14 protein-coding genes are annotated in these 14,830 nt (G+C 59.1%); 3 read left to right on the top strand and 11 right to left on the bottom strand.

Annotated features, from left to right (window positions below; all coding sequences use genetic code 11):
• The first annotated feature begins 419 nt into the window (after positions 1-419).
• Positions 420-653: a helix-turn-helix domain-containing protein gene (locus ACQR1H_RS32375; RefSeq protein WP_434908762.1), complete on the top strand. Its 234-nt coding sequence runs from the start codon at positions 420-422 to the stop codon at positions 651-653.
• 362 nt (positions 654-1,015) lie between these two features.
• On the opposite strand, the gene ACQR1H_RS32370 is transcribed toward ACQR1H_RS32375, so the two are convergent.
• The 11 genes from ACQR1H_RS32370 to ACQR1H_RS32320 all read right to left on the bottom strand — a co-directional run bounded on the left by ACQR1H_RS32370 (position 1,016) and on the right by ACQR1H_RS32320 (position 13,024).
• The gene (locus tag ACQR1H_RS32370; RefSeq protein ID WP_434908761.1) at positions 1,016-3,895 is read right to left on the bottom strand and encodes a TM0106 family RecB-like putative nuclease; all 2,880 of its coding nucleotides are present in this window, start codon (positions 3,893-3,895) and stop codon (positions 1,016-1,018) included.
• A gap of 1,358 nt (positions 3,896-5,253) precedes the next feature.
• Entirely contained in the window at positions 5,254-5,652 is a 399-nt protein-coding gene (locus ACQR1H_RS32365; RefSeq protein WP_434908760.1) for a hypothetical protein, read from the bottom strand.
• 144 nt (positions 5,653-5,796) lie between these two features.
• Positions 5,797-6,204 (bottom strand): DUF302 domain-containing protein, encoded by a 408-nt coding sequence (locus tag ACQR1H_RS32360; protein ID WP_434908759.1) that lies wholly within the window; start codon positions 6,202-6,204, stop codon positions 5,797-5,799.
• A 95-nt stretch (positions 6,205-6,299) separates the two neighbouring features.
• Positions 6,300-6,842 (bottom strand): c-type cytochrome, encoded by a 543-nt coding sequence (locus ACQR1H_RS32355; protein ID WP_434908758.1) that lies wholly within the window; start codon positions 6,840-6,842, stop codon positions 6,300-6,302.
• Positions 6,829-8,079: a sulfite dehydrogenase gene (gene soxC, locus ACQR1H_RS32350; RefSeq protein WP_434908757.1), complete on the bottom strand. Its 1,251-nt coding sequence runs from the start codon at positions 8,077-8,079 to the stop codon at positions 6,829-6,831. The genes ACQR1H_RS32355 and soxC overlap by 14 nt, the downstream gene beginning before the upstream one ends.
• Before the next feature lie 46 nt (positions 8,080-8,125).
• Positions 8,126-8,518 (bottom strand): YidH family protein, encoded by a 393-nt coding sequence (locus ACQR1H_RS32345; protein ID WP_434908756.1) that lies wholly within the window; start codon positions 8,516-8,518, stop codon positions 8,126-8,128.
• The gene (locus tag ACQR1H_RS32340; RefSeq protein WP_434908755.1) at positions 8,515-8,916 is read right to left on the bottom strand and encodes a hypothetical protein; all 402 of its coding nucleotides are present in this window, start codon (positions 8,914-8,916) and stop codon (positions 8,515-8,517) included. Before ACQR1H_RS32340 ends, ACQR1H_RS32345 begins: the two co-directional genes overlap by 4 nt.
• 232 nt (positions 8,917-9,148) lie before the next feature.
• Positions 9,149-10,117, bottom strand: coding sequence for an MBL fold metallo-hydrolase (locus ACQR1H_RS32335; RefSeq protein WP_434908754.1), 969 nt, complete (start codon positions 10,115-10,117; stop codon positions 9,149-9,151).
• 102 nt (positions 10,118-10,219) lie between these two features.
• Positions 10,220-11,041 carry an alpha/beta fold hydrolase gene (locus tag ACQR1H_RS32330; protein ID WP_434908753.1) on the bottom strand — a complete coding sequence of 274 codons (822 nt, stop codon included), beginning with the start codon at positions 11,039-11,041 and terminating at the stop codon, positions 10,220-10,222.
• Positions 11,042-11,085: 44 nt separating this feature from the next.
• A complete protein-coding gene (locus ACQR1H_RS32325) occupies positions 11,086-12,072 on the bottom strand; it encodes an alpha/beta fold hydrolase (RefSeq protein WP_434908773.1) in 987 nt (328 codons plus the stop codon).
• Positions 12,073-12,097: 25 nt separating this feature from the next.
• Positions 12,098-13,024 carry an MBL fold metallo-hydrolase gene (locus ACQR1H_RS32320; RefSeq protein ID WP_434908752.1) on the bottom strand — a complete coding sequence of 309 codons (927 nt, stop codon included), beginning with the start codon at positions 13,022-13,024 and terminating at the stop codon, positions 12,098-12,100.
• A gap of 296 nt (positions 13,025-13,320) precedes the next feature.
• On the opposite strand from ACQR1H_RS32320, the gene ACQR1H_RS32315 reads away from it, so the two are divergent.
• Together ACQR1H_RS32315 and ACQR1H_RS32310 are read left to right on the top strand one after the other, a co-directional pair.
• Positions 13,321-13,962, top strand: coding sequence for a sensor histidine kinase (locus ACQR1H_RS32315; protein WP_434908751.1), 642 nt, complete (start codon positions 13,321-13,323; stop codon positions 13,960-13,962).
• Between the two features lie 76 nt (positions 13,963-14,038).
• Positions 14,039-14,788 (top strand): SDR family oxidoreductase, encoded by a 750-nt coding sequence (locus ACQR1H_RS32310; protein WP_434908750.1) that lies wholly within the window; start codon positions 14,039-14,041, stop codon positions 14,786-14,788.
• Positions 14,789-14,830: the final 42 nt, after the last annotated feature.

Below are 14,830 nucleotides of genomic sequence, written 5' to 3'. Positions count from 1 at the left end.
AAAAGGGTCGGTTCACGGGCTCTATCGCGGGTGCTCATCGTCTGCTTGCGGGGCGTCATCCTGCTCGGACACGAGGAGCTTGGAAACGCGAGATACAGCGTCCGAGTGACTGCGAATCATCCCGCTCCACGTTCTGCTCTTCCGCGTCTCGCCGCGAAGTGGACCTCCTAAAATCGTGGTGATGAAGCCGCAGACCGGGGCGGCGGCCACGGTGCGCTCGCACGCTAAGCTTGCGACTGTAATGACCACTTTGCCATGTTCTATCGCGGTCACTGCCACGGCACGACCCTGCGAATTTGGTTCGGCGAAACGACCTTGCGACACAGAACCTCCTCTTAGGCCGATCAGGCGTTACATACTTTAGTGGATACATACTATAGTTGATAAAAACCATGCGCGCAATGGGCTGACTTCTGCCCATGGACATGCGTCGGTTGGTTGGCCGCAACGTTCTGCGGATCCGAAAAAGCAAAGAAATGACTCAGGAGAAGCTGGCGGAGGTTTCTGGCTTCAGCCAGCAGTACATAAGCGGCCTGGAGAAGGGGCAGCGCAACCCAACTGTCGTGACGATCTACGAACTGTCGGTCGCCCTCGATGTGGATTATCTCGAGTTACTGAAGCCCGACGCCCGGTCGAAGATTGCGAGGGAATAGCGCGCTCAGCAACCGCTCGCGGACGCCGATATGCGAAAACCCCTCATAGGCGCCGTATTGGACTCGCTCACCTGGCCGCGGCAAGGAACAGGGACGGGGTTGCCTTCAAGAAACGGGAATGCGGCATCGAGCCGCGTGACAGTCTGCGGCGACGGCATGACGACCTACTCCTTCTTGACGTACGCTGTCGGCTCGCCTTTCAAAATGTTCGCCTTTCCCGAGCTATAAAATTCCTCGGCCTCCCCGCAACTAATGTCAGAAAGCTCGACGATTGTGCACCTGGAGCAGCTTCTTTGAAGGCATCAATTAACGTCGCCACGTGTGATCGCACTTTCCTTAGATCTTAGCTTTCGGCCCTCCCATTATTGGCTATCAATTGCGCCTGGTTTGTTGGTTGGCCTGGTCTTTCCTCTCCGAAGGGAAACGATCGAAGGCGGCAAATACCCCTTCGGATAGATCTCGATCCGCGCTGCTCGCCGGCGCCGACGCTTTCCGGTCGCGAACGCGCCTATATCGCGTTCTAGCGACAGCAAGAATTTCAAAAAGCTTATGTCCATGACTCGACACGACTGAAAAAGGCTAAGTAACAACAAATACTCTGATAGACCTTCTGCTTTAATGCTTCGGCGAACGTTATCTCTGTAGGTGCTGACGTGCTTAATGGCATTCTCGGCCAAATTGTTGTTCCATGAAACTCCATCATGGCGCAAGAATGTGAAGAGGCGTTCGCGGTTTCGCAGAAGTCGTTGCTGGAGGGCTTTAGAGGCCTCAGAATCGTAAACTCGCTCCGCAACTGCATCAAAAAAGCTATCTGCGGCTTTGATGTGCGTCTGTAGGTGACGCTGTTTGAGACCGCGCTGGTCAATGGTAGTGACAATTGATCTCAACAAGACGCCGAATGGCGTCGTAATGGACTGAACTTCCTGGTCGAACGGATTGTCGAGAATGGCCCGGTTCAAATCCCGCATCAGGTGAATAAGGCAACGCTGCTGCACGCAGGGGAGTCCGTCGTAGGCAGAAAAGAAATCGGAGACAAGCACGCCTTTGAAATCTCGCAGTAGCGGCCGCAGAAAGCCACCCTCGCGCGAGGGGCGGAACATGTATATTGTTGCTGAGTTGCTTGCGAGCACCCATACGTACCCCTCGCCGTCCTTCAGCTTGATCTCGGTTTCGTCGATGTACAAGACTGGCCCATCAAGGAGTTGCTTCAGAAGCTTGTTGTATGTCTCACGGTATTTGCAGACGAGAAGATGCCGGAAGTCGGCAAATTCCCAAAAGTTTATCCGGACGCCGAATGTCTCATAAAATAGTGCTGCCAGCGATTTGATCCCAAGCCTGTGGGTAATGTGCTGATACGCAAACCAGCACATTAAGCCATGAAAGTAACGCTTCAAGCGATCGTAGCGCTCTGGGACGAAGCACTTATGACAGCCCTCGCAGCGATAGGCCGCGGTTTTGAACTCGATTACCTTCCGGCGAATGGCCCCCGGAGTGAAGACGAGATCGATTGCGCGCTTCCGTCTTCTTTGTAGTCCTTTTGGCCGCTGCTTCGGGGAGAGCGATGTGATGTGTGTGCTTTTGCAGTGCGGGCAGCGGGCGGCCGAAATCTTAATCCGGTGCGTGACTCGCAAGTCTCGGTTCTGCCATCGTCGTCGCTTTTCAGTCGGCCCACGCTTGCGGGAGCTCTTTTGCTTTTCTCGGACAAACACGTGGCGTTGCTGGTAGTCGAAGTAAGCGCGCTTGTTTACGAATTCAAAGTCAGGATTTGCAAGCTTCGACCAGCTTGTGGTACGTGATAGTTTGTCCAGCTCTGCAACCGACCTCACCCTATGTTTGCCCCCAGACTTGTGTTCCATTTCCGAGGGTGGCGGCTGGCTGATAAAGTTGCAAACTCGGCGCAGCGCTTCGCAATCTTCTAGATTATACTGGATCAGCCTCAACTTCCATGCTGCGTCGCCGGTTATCTCCCAATGTCTGCGCCAGACGATACTCATGATGCCAGATGCGTCTGGATCGCTCCAATGGTGGCCCAGATAAACCGCGATCTCCTTCAGGCCGTTCGAGTAGGTGGGGAAGTAGAAGTGCGGGTAGATGATCTTAAGAACGTTGGTGAGCGCCGACAGAATTCTGTCGATAGGGTTCTTGCGTCGAGCCTTACGTCTCATGCGTTCTAAAAATGTTCGCTCGAAGTGTCCGTAAGAGTACAGGCAAGGAGCATCATATCGGGAAACAACTTCCAAGAAGCGCGCAAAGATTTCGTCTTCTGCCTTCTCGTTATCTGCCCAGAATGAGTGCCGCTCGACGCGCTCACGTTCGCAAACGACCAAGCCAATCAGGTAGATAAATTGTTTATCAGGATCACCCTCCATATCTACGAAGATGCGCACTTCTGCCGTTCTGAGTTCCGGTGAGCCCAGAACGTAGACCGTCTTGTCACGGATCGCGAGTGCATGCAGCGCATGATCTCGCTGAGTGAAAGGGTGGTCGGACCGTTTACCGCGGCGTCGTGGCCGGAAGGTGTGCGCCAGTTGCGTGAGCGTGAGTATCCCGCTGCGGGCATACCGCTTGATGGTCTTGTCCCCGAGGCCGCGCAAGAGAGTTAAATTGTCCTCACGAACGGCTTGAGCGTGGCAACGTTCGCGAAATGCGCAAATGCGACAATGATCATTCAACACTAGTTTCGGTGGGACTTCGGCGCGCTGTATCCGTTCAGCATCTCGTAGGAGGGCCTCTGCTTTGGCCAGCATCGATCCGAACCGAATGCTCGTTCTCAAGCAGCGGGGTCCGAAGTAAGCGGTTCCCCCATTTGGAAAAGCGCCCTGAAATCTCGCTAATAGAACTGCGCGCACTGCAAGCCGTTGGCGATCGGAAGCGGTGACACGCGGCGTTGCGCAGAAGATTGCCGGCTCATACTGAAATGAACCAAGGGCCGACGGTTCATCTATCTTGCGAAGAGCGTCGAAATGGACAGCGTAGCGGTCATCTACTTGGGAAGCGCCAAGGATGAATGCGGCACCCTTCCGCAGATCGGCAGACGTGATACTAAGGTCGGTGAGTAGTTTGGCGTCGCCGCAGTCGCTCCGAATTCTTTCGAAGGCCTTGGGCAACAAACGGCCTCGCTGCTCGATCTGCAGCTTCTCATACTCCGACGGGGTTCCGCGCTCACCACGCAGTTGGAAGTGCGCTTTCAACCGGCAGTGAAGCAGGGCGTCGATGATATCGCCAGTGATCCTGGAGGACATCGCGTCCAACCTTTGTCACCGAAAGCACTTACATCATACGCCTCGCGTAAAATCGGGCAAGTCTGATTTGAACGGCCGTGATTAGACCTCGTACTCGATCACTTCGCTCAGAAAACGTCAGGTCTAGGAAAACCGGATGAGGTCATGGTTAGATGAATTGGAGTCGGGCGTCGTAACTCCCATGGAAGTGCGGGTCTGGGGCGGTCGTATCGGCAAAAAACGAAAACGGTATCCCTAGCCCATTGATATCGCTATCGGGCATCTCGAGCGCAAGCCTGCAACTAGAACGTTATGAGCGGGCCTGCTTGCTCGAAGGTCTCGGAGAACATTGACGTTTTTCGTGGCGTTGTTGGACGATCTACCGCGTTCGTTCACGGTGTATCGGTGGTCAATCGGTGGTTGACGAAGATGCCGCTCTTGCTGAGCTAGACCGGCGGTCCTTTCTTAGGGGTGAAATGGCGGATTTTGGCCCTTCCCGACCAAATCCGCCCGTCGCCTGCATGTCGACTCTGAGAGGTAGACCGCACCTGATGGAGATCGAGCACGACCGTCGCAATTGACCCTAACCTGAGTTGGTGCTGCCTGGGCTACGAGGCGCAGCTCTCCACGAGAGCACGGCCCCGACGGCAGCGCAGGATGTCCCGGCCGTTCGTGGGGCATTCCAGCCGAAACAAACAAACCGGTGGCCGGTCTTTGCTTCAACGCCAGCCCCGCCGTTTTAGCTCCGCTTCTAGGCGTCGTCGGCTGCGACATAGCTGTGCCGCCAGAGCCGCATAGTATCAGAGCTATTGACGAGATGACGAGAGATCCGAATGCTGCAGCGGGCCGGTACATCGCGACGCGTCAGCCGAGTTCCTGCTGTCGCCAATCCGGGCGAAGCTCGACGCGACCAGAGTTGTGAGTCAGACGCCCTCAGAAGGCGGAAGGCGCAAACCCGCGACAGGCAAGTTTTGCTTGAGCTGTTTTCCACCGAATTTAGCCGCTTTTTAGGCTCCCTTCGCATAGGTGAAGCCACACCTCTGTAGCTCCACCAGGAAGGCTACTACGCTCGGTACCAAAATGGTGCCGGAGACGAGATGATTTGTCAGGTCGGCTGCAGTGAGTCCGCGTCGGCTATATTTCCGCGGTCTAAACGGTTGAGATTGCGGGCAATGGCATGGATTGAGTCGTGGCACGCGATGAAAACGATGCCTCCGTCCTGCAACGTCGAGAAGTTGTTGTTTTCCGAACCATAGAATCCCATCGGATCCTGCAAATTATCCGCCCGAGACACTTTCCTCCTCGATTCGAAGTAGGAATTTGTCGTGGCGACGCCTCCCGTAAGCCGTCCCAATCCGTGTGTCTCCCACGCAGTTTGGTCAAAAAGTGCCAGGTGTGCCGATCCGTGAACAGCAGCTGCTGCTAGGAATCCAGGATTTCCGTGTGCAAATCTGCCCATTGAGCGCTTCTCTCATGAGGTTGAGCCACGGCGCGCCGAGTTCGGTGCACTCCCAGACCTGCCGAGCTCGGTTGCGATAGGCGAGTAGAAGGTCTGCTGCCTCGTGGTCCCACTGCTCACCAGAGGTAACCACCAAGGGCACTGAACCGAAGTTTCGTTGGCGCGGCGCGGCCGCGACCCTCTTCTTGAATAGTTCGAAATCGGCATCAATTTCCTGATTGCCCGTCGCCCCTGCATTTCTCGCGGCCGTAAATAGCGCCGCTTGGCCCAATAAGCCTAGGGCAGCTCGCCTGTTCAAAAAGTTGAGTGCGAAAGACATGCGACTTTTCCTTATTGGTTTGATCGAGATGCACGCGTATCCGCCCTCTACGAGGTGACCCGAGCAGTTTTCTTTGATATTCCGGCTCTTGATAAGCTGACGTCAGCCGCGTCTCCAAAATGTCAGCCATCTCACGAACTCGACTCAACGAGCCGAGCTCGCCGAAGTCGCTGCCGAGACAACTGCCTCGATGGCGGCGCTCATTGCTCGCACCGCCTCCGGTGCATTCGCTCGGTGTCTCTCCGCCGACCAAGCCGGAGTATTGTAGGATACCCAAGTGACTCCCGCCTCGTCTTGCCAGACCAGCGCCTTGAGGGGTAGATCGATTCCGATGGTTTGAACGAATTGCATGAGCGGCGTGCCACCTTTCGGGCTACCGAAAATGAGCAAATCTGTAGGCCGCAACGACATTCCGACCTCCTTCGCCCCCGCCGCGTGGTCGATCTGGGCGAAGATCGTCATGCCCTTGGAGCGAACAGCGTCCTTTAGTCGTTCCATTGTCTCCGACGCGCCATGCGCACTCTTCAACGTCGTCAATCCTTCGGTAGCCATCTCAGTCTCTCCTGCCATACCTATCGAATATAGGGCCACTATCGACCAGGCGATCACGACGGCCCTCAGCCATCGCATGCTCTTCCGGGCCATCGTCATTTCCTTTTCTTGCGCAGATCGAACTCGGGATCCGGGACGAATCCGTCGCGATTGGGCATTTTTATTTTCGGTAACGAGTCCCTGTCGACCTTGCCATCCGCCGGAACGATGCCGTTGAGACTCAGAATGTAGGCGGTGACGGCATAGGTCTCATCGGTGCTGAGCGAGCCCGGCGTCGGATAGGGCATCGCGCGATGGATGTAGTCGAACAACGTCGTTGCATAGGGCCAGAAGCTGCCGACCGTCTTAACCGGCATGTTGGAGGCGAGCGTTCCCTGTCCGCCAGCGAGACGATCCTTGATCCCACCCTGGCCGTTCTCGCCATGACAGGCCGCGCAATTGTCGGCAAAGATCTGCTTGCCCTGCACGGCAGTGCCGCTGCCGTCAGGCAGGCCCTTTCCGTCGGGACTGACATCAATGTCCCATAGCTTGATCTCCTGCGGCGTGGCCGGACGGCCGAAATCTAAGGCAAGCGCGGGGGCTGTGAGCAGACCGACGGCTAGGATCCCGATGCCAAGGAGTTTTTTATGCGAGGACATTGCGAACCCTCCCGGCCTCGTCGATGCTCCAGGTCTGCTGGGCGTTGTAGTGAAACAGCGCGTTGGTCCCCGTTGCGGCGATGAAGGATGCGCGGTCAGGCTGGACGTTGCCGTTCTCGTCGGTCGAGCGGCTCACGATTTTGGTCGGCTTGCCGTCCCAGACCCAGTCCATCTGGAACCGCACTTGCGCCTTAGACAGCACCGGCAGGGCCAATTCCGCCTGCCTCCACGACGTGGCGCCGTCGGTCGAGATATCAACCTTGGCGATCTTGCCGTGGCCGCTCCAGGCGAGTCCGGAGATTCGGTTGTAGCCGGGCTTGATCTGCATCATTCCCGACGGTTGCGTGATGACGGAGTTGGTTTCCATCCGCAGCTGGAACTGCCGCGCCTTGCCGTCGGCCAGGAGTTGCGTGTATCGCGCCGTCTCCCAGCGGGTCATCCACGGCGCCGCACCGAACTTGAGGCGGCGCAACCATTTGATGTTGAGATTGCCCTCGAAGCCCGGCATCAGCAGGCGCATCGGAAAGCCGTGCGCCGGGCGCAGCGGTTCGCCATTCTGGCCATAGGCGACGAACGCCTCGTTCATGATCTCGTCGGTCAGCGGGATGCTGCGGTCGACCCCGGCGCCGTCGCCGCCCTCCGCCAGCATCCAGGTGGCTCCCTTGTCCTTGGCGACGAGGTCGATCAGGAACTTCAGGGGTACGCCGGTCCATTCGTTGGTACTGACGAGACCGTGAGTGTTCTGCACGGTTACGTCGGAATCGGCCTTCTTCCAGTTTTCCCAGCCATTGCCAGTGCATTCGATAAAGACGATGCGCGTGACCGACGGCATGCGCTTGAGATCGTCGACGCTGAACACCAGCGGCTCGCCGACCATGCCATGGATCAGCAGGCGGTGCTGCGCCGGATCGATGTCGGGCACGCCCGAGTGGCTGCGCTCGTAGTGCAGATCCGTGGGCGTGATGTTCCCGACCAGTTTCTGGTGGGGCGTCTTGGAATTGATGGCGTCGCTGGGGTCGACGTTCCGCTTGCCGGGTGTAGACTCCGGGATACGGTCGAGCTTCACGAAACGGGAGCGTTCGCTATGCGCGCTCAGATCGGCGCCGGGGCCGCGATCGGGCACGTCGGCCAACGTTTCAGCCGAGGCGGCACCAGCGATGGCCGCTCCGGCAGCCCCGGCCGTCGCCGTCAAGAACCATCGGCGTGAGAGCACCTCGTCTCTATAATCTTCCGGCATTGCCAGAGTCTCCCTCAAGGTGGATGAGTTTTCTCTTGTCAGCGGGTCAGTCGAAGACCTGGTAGGTCGCGACGGCCGCGACGAGCAGAATGAGCAGCGCAGAAACGACAGAACCCGTCCGAGCAGCCCTCAGCGCATGCCGTTCGGTGTCGCCCAGCAGATGGCTGTTACGTGCGAAGCGCAGTGTCTGGATCGCTATAAGCGCGACCCCGGCGGCGATGAGGGCGATGCTCTCGTGGGGACCCAGATGACTGGATATTCGGTCCAGTTGCGCTCTGCGCAGGACGTCGGTGGTTTCGGAAATCGCAAGCGTCCGAATGAACAGGTCGAATTTCTCCACCAGGATGCCGAACGACATGATGGCAATTCCGGTCCGGACCCACGCGAGGAAGGTTCGCTCGTCGGCCGCATGATCGCTGTAGGCCGGGATCATGATCATTCCCTCTCCTTGGCGGCCGACGGCTTTATCGTGGCGCTTGCCGCGATGACGTCGAGTTCTGGTGCCATGGTGCCCATTTCCGTTCCAACGCTCTCGTTGTCGTCTGGCTCTTCCGCAAGCAGCAGCGAGGGCGGTTCGTCGTATCCTCTGCGGCTGCTGTAGAAGAGAAGTCCCATGAGGCCGAACCCGACGGCCAAGGAGAACAAGACCCCGAGAGCGAGCGCGACATACCCCGAAGCCGGAACGTCGGCCCCGCTTCCTGACGACCAGCCGATGACTGCGACGACCAGGGTCGCGGCAAGCAGCAGCAGGAGCACGATCACGATGGTCCAGCTACCAGCCGACATCGCTGTCGGGTTGAGTTCGTCGTGCGAGTTGGTCTGGCTTTCCGGTGTCATGACGCATTTTCCTTCGGAGTTCGCGGGTGTCATGGTGCGTGCCTCGTGAAGACGAAGTCGTGCTCCTTCACGTTGGCCCGGTCACAGCCGAAACAGGTCTCGTACTGAGCTCTGCCCACTGGCTCGCCGTCTACCAATCGGCCAAAGCTCCACCCTCCAGTGGCTACACGTCGGCCTTTTCGAAAACGCATTGCGGAAGAAAGCTCTATGGACTGACTTCGTCGCAGGCGTTCTACACGCCGTGGTATACGAGCCTGGTGAAGAAGCTCGGATCTATGAGGAACTGGCCGTAACGGTCGTCGTAGGCGGCCGTTGGCTTCGCCGCGACAACCTCGTCGCGGGACATTCCCTTCTTCTTGAGTCTGGCGACCGCATCGCGGATCGCTACGAGCATGTCTCGCCAATCCTGCAGTTCGGCGCGGTTGCTAACGGGTCTCCCGTGGCCGGTGATGATGATCGTGTCCTTTGTCGCCAACGCGAGATTGGCATCGGATGCGGCGATCATTCCATCGATGTTGCCCCCAGTCGAATAGTCGATGAACGGGTAGATGTCGCTCCAGAAGGTATCCGCGGCATGAATGACGTCGGCCTCGCCGAAGATGGTGCAGATGTCGCTGTCGGTATGCGCGCGCCCGTAGTATTTCAGCAGAATGGAGGCGCCATTGAGCTTCAAGGTCCTTTCCGTCGCGAACACCTCAGTCGGAACGCCGCCCTCCGGCATCGGAGGAAAATTGTAGTCCCAGTCTTCGACGCGCTGGAGCTCCGCGAGATGTTTGCGTGTGTTTTCGTGGGCGATGATCCGAGCACCGCTCTCGTTCAGCCAGGTATTGCCGTCTGTGTGGTCGAAATGCCAATGGGAGTTGACCAAGTGCGTGATGGGTGCGTCGCCGACGGTTGCGAGGGCCTTGGTCAACTGCGGTCGCGACACGCCGATGCCGGCATCGATCAGCAATTTGCCGTCCTTCCCGGTGAGTACGGCGATGTTGCCGCCGGATCCCTCGAGAACACTAATGTTGCCGCGCACCTTGTGGATGACGATCGGCGATGTCGCCGCGCTATCCTTGATGAGGCTGACGATGCCTCTCGCCTCGGCGAACGCCTGCCGCGGCGTCAACCATCCGCCCGCCGCCATCGCAGCGCCGCCCAAGCAGCACAGGCAGAACCCGCGCCGGGACATGGTCTTCTGAGTCCGGTGTTCCATGATCGTCCTCGCTTGCATCTTGCAGCCAAGATTTCCTGTCGACCGCGATCTTGCGGTCTTCAGCGGCGGGCCGGTTCGCCCGTCGCTGTCGCTTGAGGGGCTTCAGCCCTGAATGAACGCCAGCAGATCGCTGTTCAGCTGGTCCTTGTGCGTAGCGAAGAGCCCATGCGGCGCACCGGGATAGACCTTCAAGGTCGCGCTCTTGATGAGCTTCGAGGACAGCAGCGCCGAATCCGCGATCGGGACGATCTGATCGTCGTCGCCATGCAGCACCAAGGTCGGGACGTCGATCTTCTTGAGGTCGGCCGTAAGATCCGTTTCCGAAAAAGCCTTGATGCAGTCGTACGCACCTTTTTCTCCGGCCTGCATCGACCACAGCCAGAAACTGTCCTTGATGCCGCGCGACACCTTCGAATCGGGGCGGTTCGCGCCGTAGAACGGAAGGCTGAGGTCCTGGTAATACTGCGATCGGTCGCCCTTCACGCCGTCACGGATCTGATCGAACACCTCGATCGGCAGTCCTCCCGGATTATTCGGCGTCTTGAGCATCAACGGCGGGATGGCGGACACCAGCACGGCCTTGGCGACGCGCTTCGTCCCATGACGGCCGATATAGCGGGTCACCTCGCCGCCCCCCGTCGAGTGGCCGATCATGATGGTCTGCTTGAGATCGAGCGCATCCATGAGCTCGGCCAGATCATCGGCGTAGGTGTCGAGATTGTTGCCTTCCCACGATTGTCCCGAGCGGCCGTGCCCTCGGCGGTCGTGAGCGATGCAGCGAAAGCCGTGGGAAGCCAGGAAGAGCATCTGGTCGTCCCACGCATCCGCGTTGAGCGGCCATCCGTGCGAGAAGGTGATCGGCTGGCCCTTGCCCCAGTCCTTGTAGTGGATCGTCGTGCCGTCTTTGGTCGTGATCGTGCTCATCGTCGTCGTCCTCGTTTGGGTTGCGGGGTGTAGTCGGCGTTCCCTCAGCTCATATCCTTCATGAAGCCGAGGAGATCGCCGTTGAACTGGTCCTTGTGGGTGAGCGTCAGCCCATGCGGCGCGCCCGGATAGATCTTCAGGCTCGCCTTTCCGATCATCTTCGATGAGAGCAGGGCCGAGGTTGCGATCGGAACGTTTTGATCGTCCTCGCCATGGACGATGAGCGTCGGAACGTCGAACCTCTTCAGGTCGCTCGTGAAATCGGTCTCAGAGAAAGCCTTGATGCCCTCGTAAGACGCCCGCAGTCCGACCTGCATACAGCTGAGCCAAAATGCGTCCCTGGCCCCTTGCGAGACCTTCGAGCCCGGCCTGTTAGCCCCATAGAATGGCCCTTCGCCGAGATCTCGGTAGAATTGAGCGCGGTCGGTGACGACGGCCGACCGGATGTTGTCGAACACCTCGATCGGCACGCCACCCGGGTTGGCGGAAGTCTTCAGCATCAAAGGCGGGATGGCCGAGACCAGCACCGCTTTCGCGACACGACCCGTTCCGAACCGACCGATGTAGCGTGCGATGTCGCCGCCGCCCGCCGAGTGCCCAACCAGGGTGACCTGCTCGAGGCGCAGCGAGTCGATGAGATCGGCCAGGTCGCTGGCGAACGTGTCGTAGTCATTTCCGCTCCATGGTTGGCCCGATCGACCATGCCCGCGCCGGTCGTACGCGATGCAACGGAAGCCATGCGAAGCCATGAAGAACATCTGGTCGTCCCAGGCGTCCGCATTGAGCGGCCACCCGTGACTGAAGATCACGGTCGGACCCCGTCCCCAATCCTTGTAGAAGATCTCGGTGCCGTCCTTCGTCTTGATGGCGCGCCCCGCGTGGCGGTGAACTGAATGGATCTCTCGCGGCCGAGCCGCGAGCGGCGCAGGTCCAATCAGCGCCAGCGCCGATGCTCCGGCCACTCCCCCGATCAGGACGCTGCGACGGGAGGCAAGATGCGACCCGATCGTCCGGTTGTTCGGATGTGTCATGTCGAATACTCCTGTGCTGCTTGGCTCATGCGATGGGGACGTAGCGGTAGGAATTGCCGCGGGCCTCGACGAACCCAAGCCCTGGATAGGCCCAGTGGAATCCCAGAAGCTTTGTCTTGTCGGTCGATGCCCGATCGAGCAGCCGCCGCCTGTTCCGGACGGCTAGTTCGGGAACGCTGTCGTAACCGAAGTGCCAGTCGGGGTGCTCGACCCCGACGATCTCACTGGTCGCCGCGTCCGCAGCGATGATGAGCCCGACGTCCCCTGCGAGCTCGAATGACAGGTGCCCGGGCGTATGACCGGCGGTGTCGATCGCACGTATGCCGCTGATCACGTCGTCCCCGGGCTTGAGCATGACCGCCCGGTCCCGGACGGCGCTCAGATCACGCTGCGCGCCCCTGCCGAAATCGTGAATTCCCTCGGGGGCCTTGCTGAAGAAGTCCGGATCCATCCAGTAGTCCCACTCCGTCGCGCCGACGAAGTAAGCGGCGTTCGGAAACAGGAGCGAGCCGTCCGAGGCGAGAGTGGCGCCCGTGTGATCCGGATGCGCGTGCGTGAAGACCACTTTGGTGACCGCGGCCGGATGGAAGCCGGCGGCCTGCAGATTATCGACGAGCCGACCGTCGGTTGCCTGGTATCTCTGGCCGCCACCGACATCGAACAGGATCACTTCGTCACGATAGCGCAGCACGGGGACATTAGTCGGCGCGCGGACGATCTCTCCCGCCGTGTCGAGACGCTGGACGACCTCACTCTGCTCCCTAAGCGCCATTGAGGGCACGAAAATCTCTTCCGGGATCTCGAGGTATCCGTCGCTTATGATGCTGATCTCGAAGTCGCCGTGCTCGAACGCAAAGAACGACGTGCCGGGACCAACTTCGCACGGAATGTTCGATTCTCGCGAAGATGCGTCCCATTTGGGGCGATCTAAACTCTGAATGGCAACGCGCATCGTCGATCTCCGACTATCGTTCTCGATCGCTGCGATTGTGCGACCGACGATGCGAAGATGATCGGACGTCCGGCGATGATCTATTGCACGAAGGTGTCGGTGATACCTTCGGATTGGTCGATGCCGTTCGATTTTGAAAAACGAACGACGAGCGCCGCGCCGATACCATCGTGCAATGGATTCGGAGCAATTCGCTCGGCAGTAATGACGCAGTACGTCGATCGTCGTGGCCTGCTCCACGACCGATCAGCCAGAAGCCTTTCAAGGAGGCGACCTTGTCGGAGGATGGGATGTCAATGAATTTGGAGATGGGCACCGCCAGGCAAAGCCTGGCTTTGCCGCCGAACTACGATGAGATGGTGCTCCTGCGGGAGACCAATCATCGTTTCGCCAACACTATGATGGTCCTTGCATTCGCTCTTCGGCGCGAATTCGCCGGTTCGGTCTCCGCTGAGACCCGGCGCTCTTTCGAGCGTTGCGAAGCCAGGATCGCGGCGTTCGGAATGCTGCACAGGTCTCTGGTCGTCGGTGGACTCCAAGGAAAGATCTCGCTTTCCGACTACATGGAGCAATTGTGCAGGTCCCTTTCCGAGGCACTACTCAGGCCGATGGGCGTCAGGTGCGAGCTGGTCACGGAAGCCGGTGATATGCCGGCCGAACGCTGCGAGAGGTTGGGGCTGGTCATCGCGGAACTCGTGACGAATGCCGCCCGCCACGCCTTCGGCGAGCGAGACAGCGGCACTGTTCGCGTAAGTATCCTCGAAGACGGCGCCTCCCTGGTCTGCATCGTATCGGACGATGGACGGGGAATGGGCATCGCCTTGGGGGGCGCGGGCTCGCGGATTCTGGATCAGTTGGTGCACGCGATGGGCGGCGAAATGGTCGTCAGGTCCGGACCGACGGGAACATCGGTCGTCGTGACGTGCAGGTGCGTCTGAGATTGAAGGGGTAAGCGGTGGACTGCGCTCGTTCGCCGACTACCGCAAAATGCACGAGTTTCAAAAGGAGAAGACCATGGGAAGATTGACTGGCAAGGTTGCCGTGATAACGGGCGGCAATAGCGGCATCGGATTGGCGACCGCCAAGCAGTTTGCTCTTGAAGGAGCACGCGTTTTCATCACTGCACGGCGCAGGAAGGAGCTCGACGAAGCGACATCGGTCATCGGTAGCGGGGCTCGAGGCATCCAGGCTGACATCTCGAAGCTCAGCGACCTGGACACGCTCTATGAAACCGTCGCCGCTGAAGCCGGCACCATCGACGTGTTGTTCGCCAATGCCGGCGTCGGAGACTTCGCGCCGATAGGCGCCATCACCGAACAACACTTCGATCGCATATTCTCCATCAACGTACGGGGCACGCTCTTCACCGTTCAGAAGGCCCTACCTTTCCTGCGCGATGGCGCGTCGATCATTTTGACCGGGTCGACGACCGGCACGAAGGGCACTCCTGCTTTCAGCGTGTACAGCGCCAGCAAGGCGGCCATAAGAAATTTCGCGCGTACGTGGGTTCTGGATCTGGCCGACCGTGCGATCCGCGTCAACGTGCTGGTGCCTGGCGCGACGTCTACTCCTGGATTGCACGGGCTTGCGCCTTCGGACGATGTGCACACCGACATGATCAAGGGGCTGGAGGCGACGACACCGCTAAGAAGGCTCGGAGATGCCAACGAGGTTGCCTTGGCCGCCGTCTTCCTGGCTTCGGACGACAGCAGCTTTGTGACGGGCAGCGAACTGTTCGTCGACGGCGGATCCGCCCAGATCTAGCTGAGGCGGTATGTCTTCGCCTCGGTGTCTGGAAACGCTTCG

It is taken from the genome of Bradyrhizobium sp. HKCCYLRH2015, assembly GCF_051168215.1.
Lineage (GTDB): Bacteria > Pseudomonadota > Alphaproteobacteria > Rhizobiales > Xanthobacteraceae > Bradyrhizobium.
This window is presented reverse-complemented; position numbering and strand designations above follow the sequence as displayed.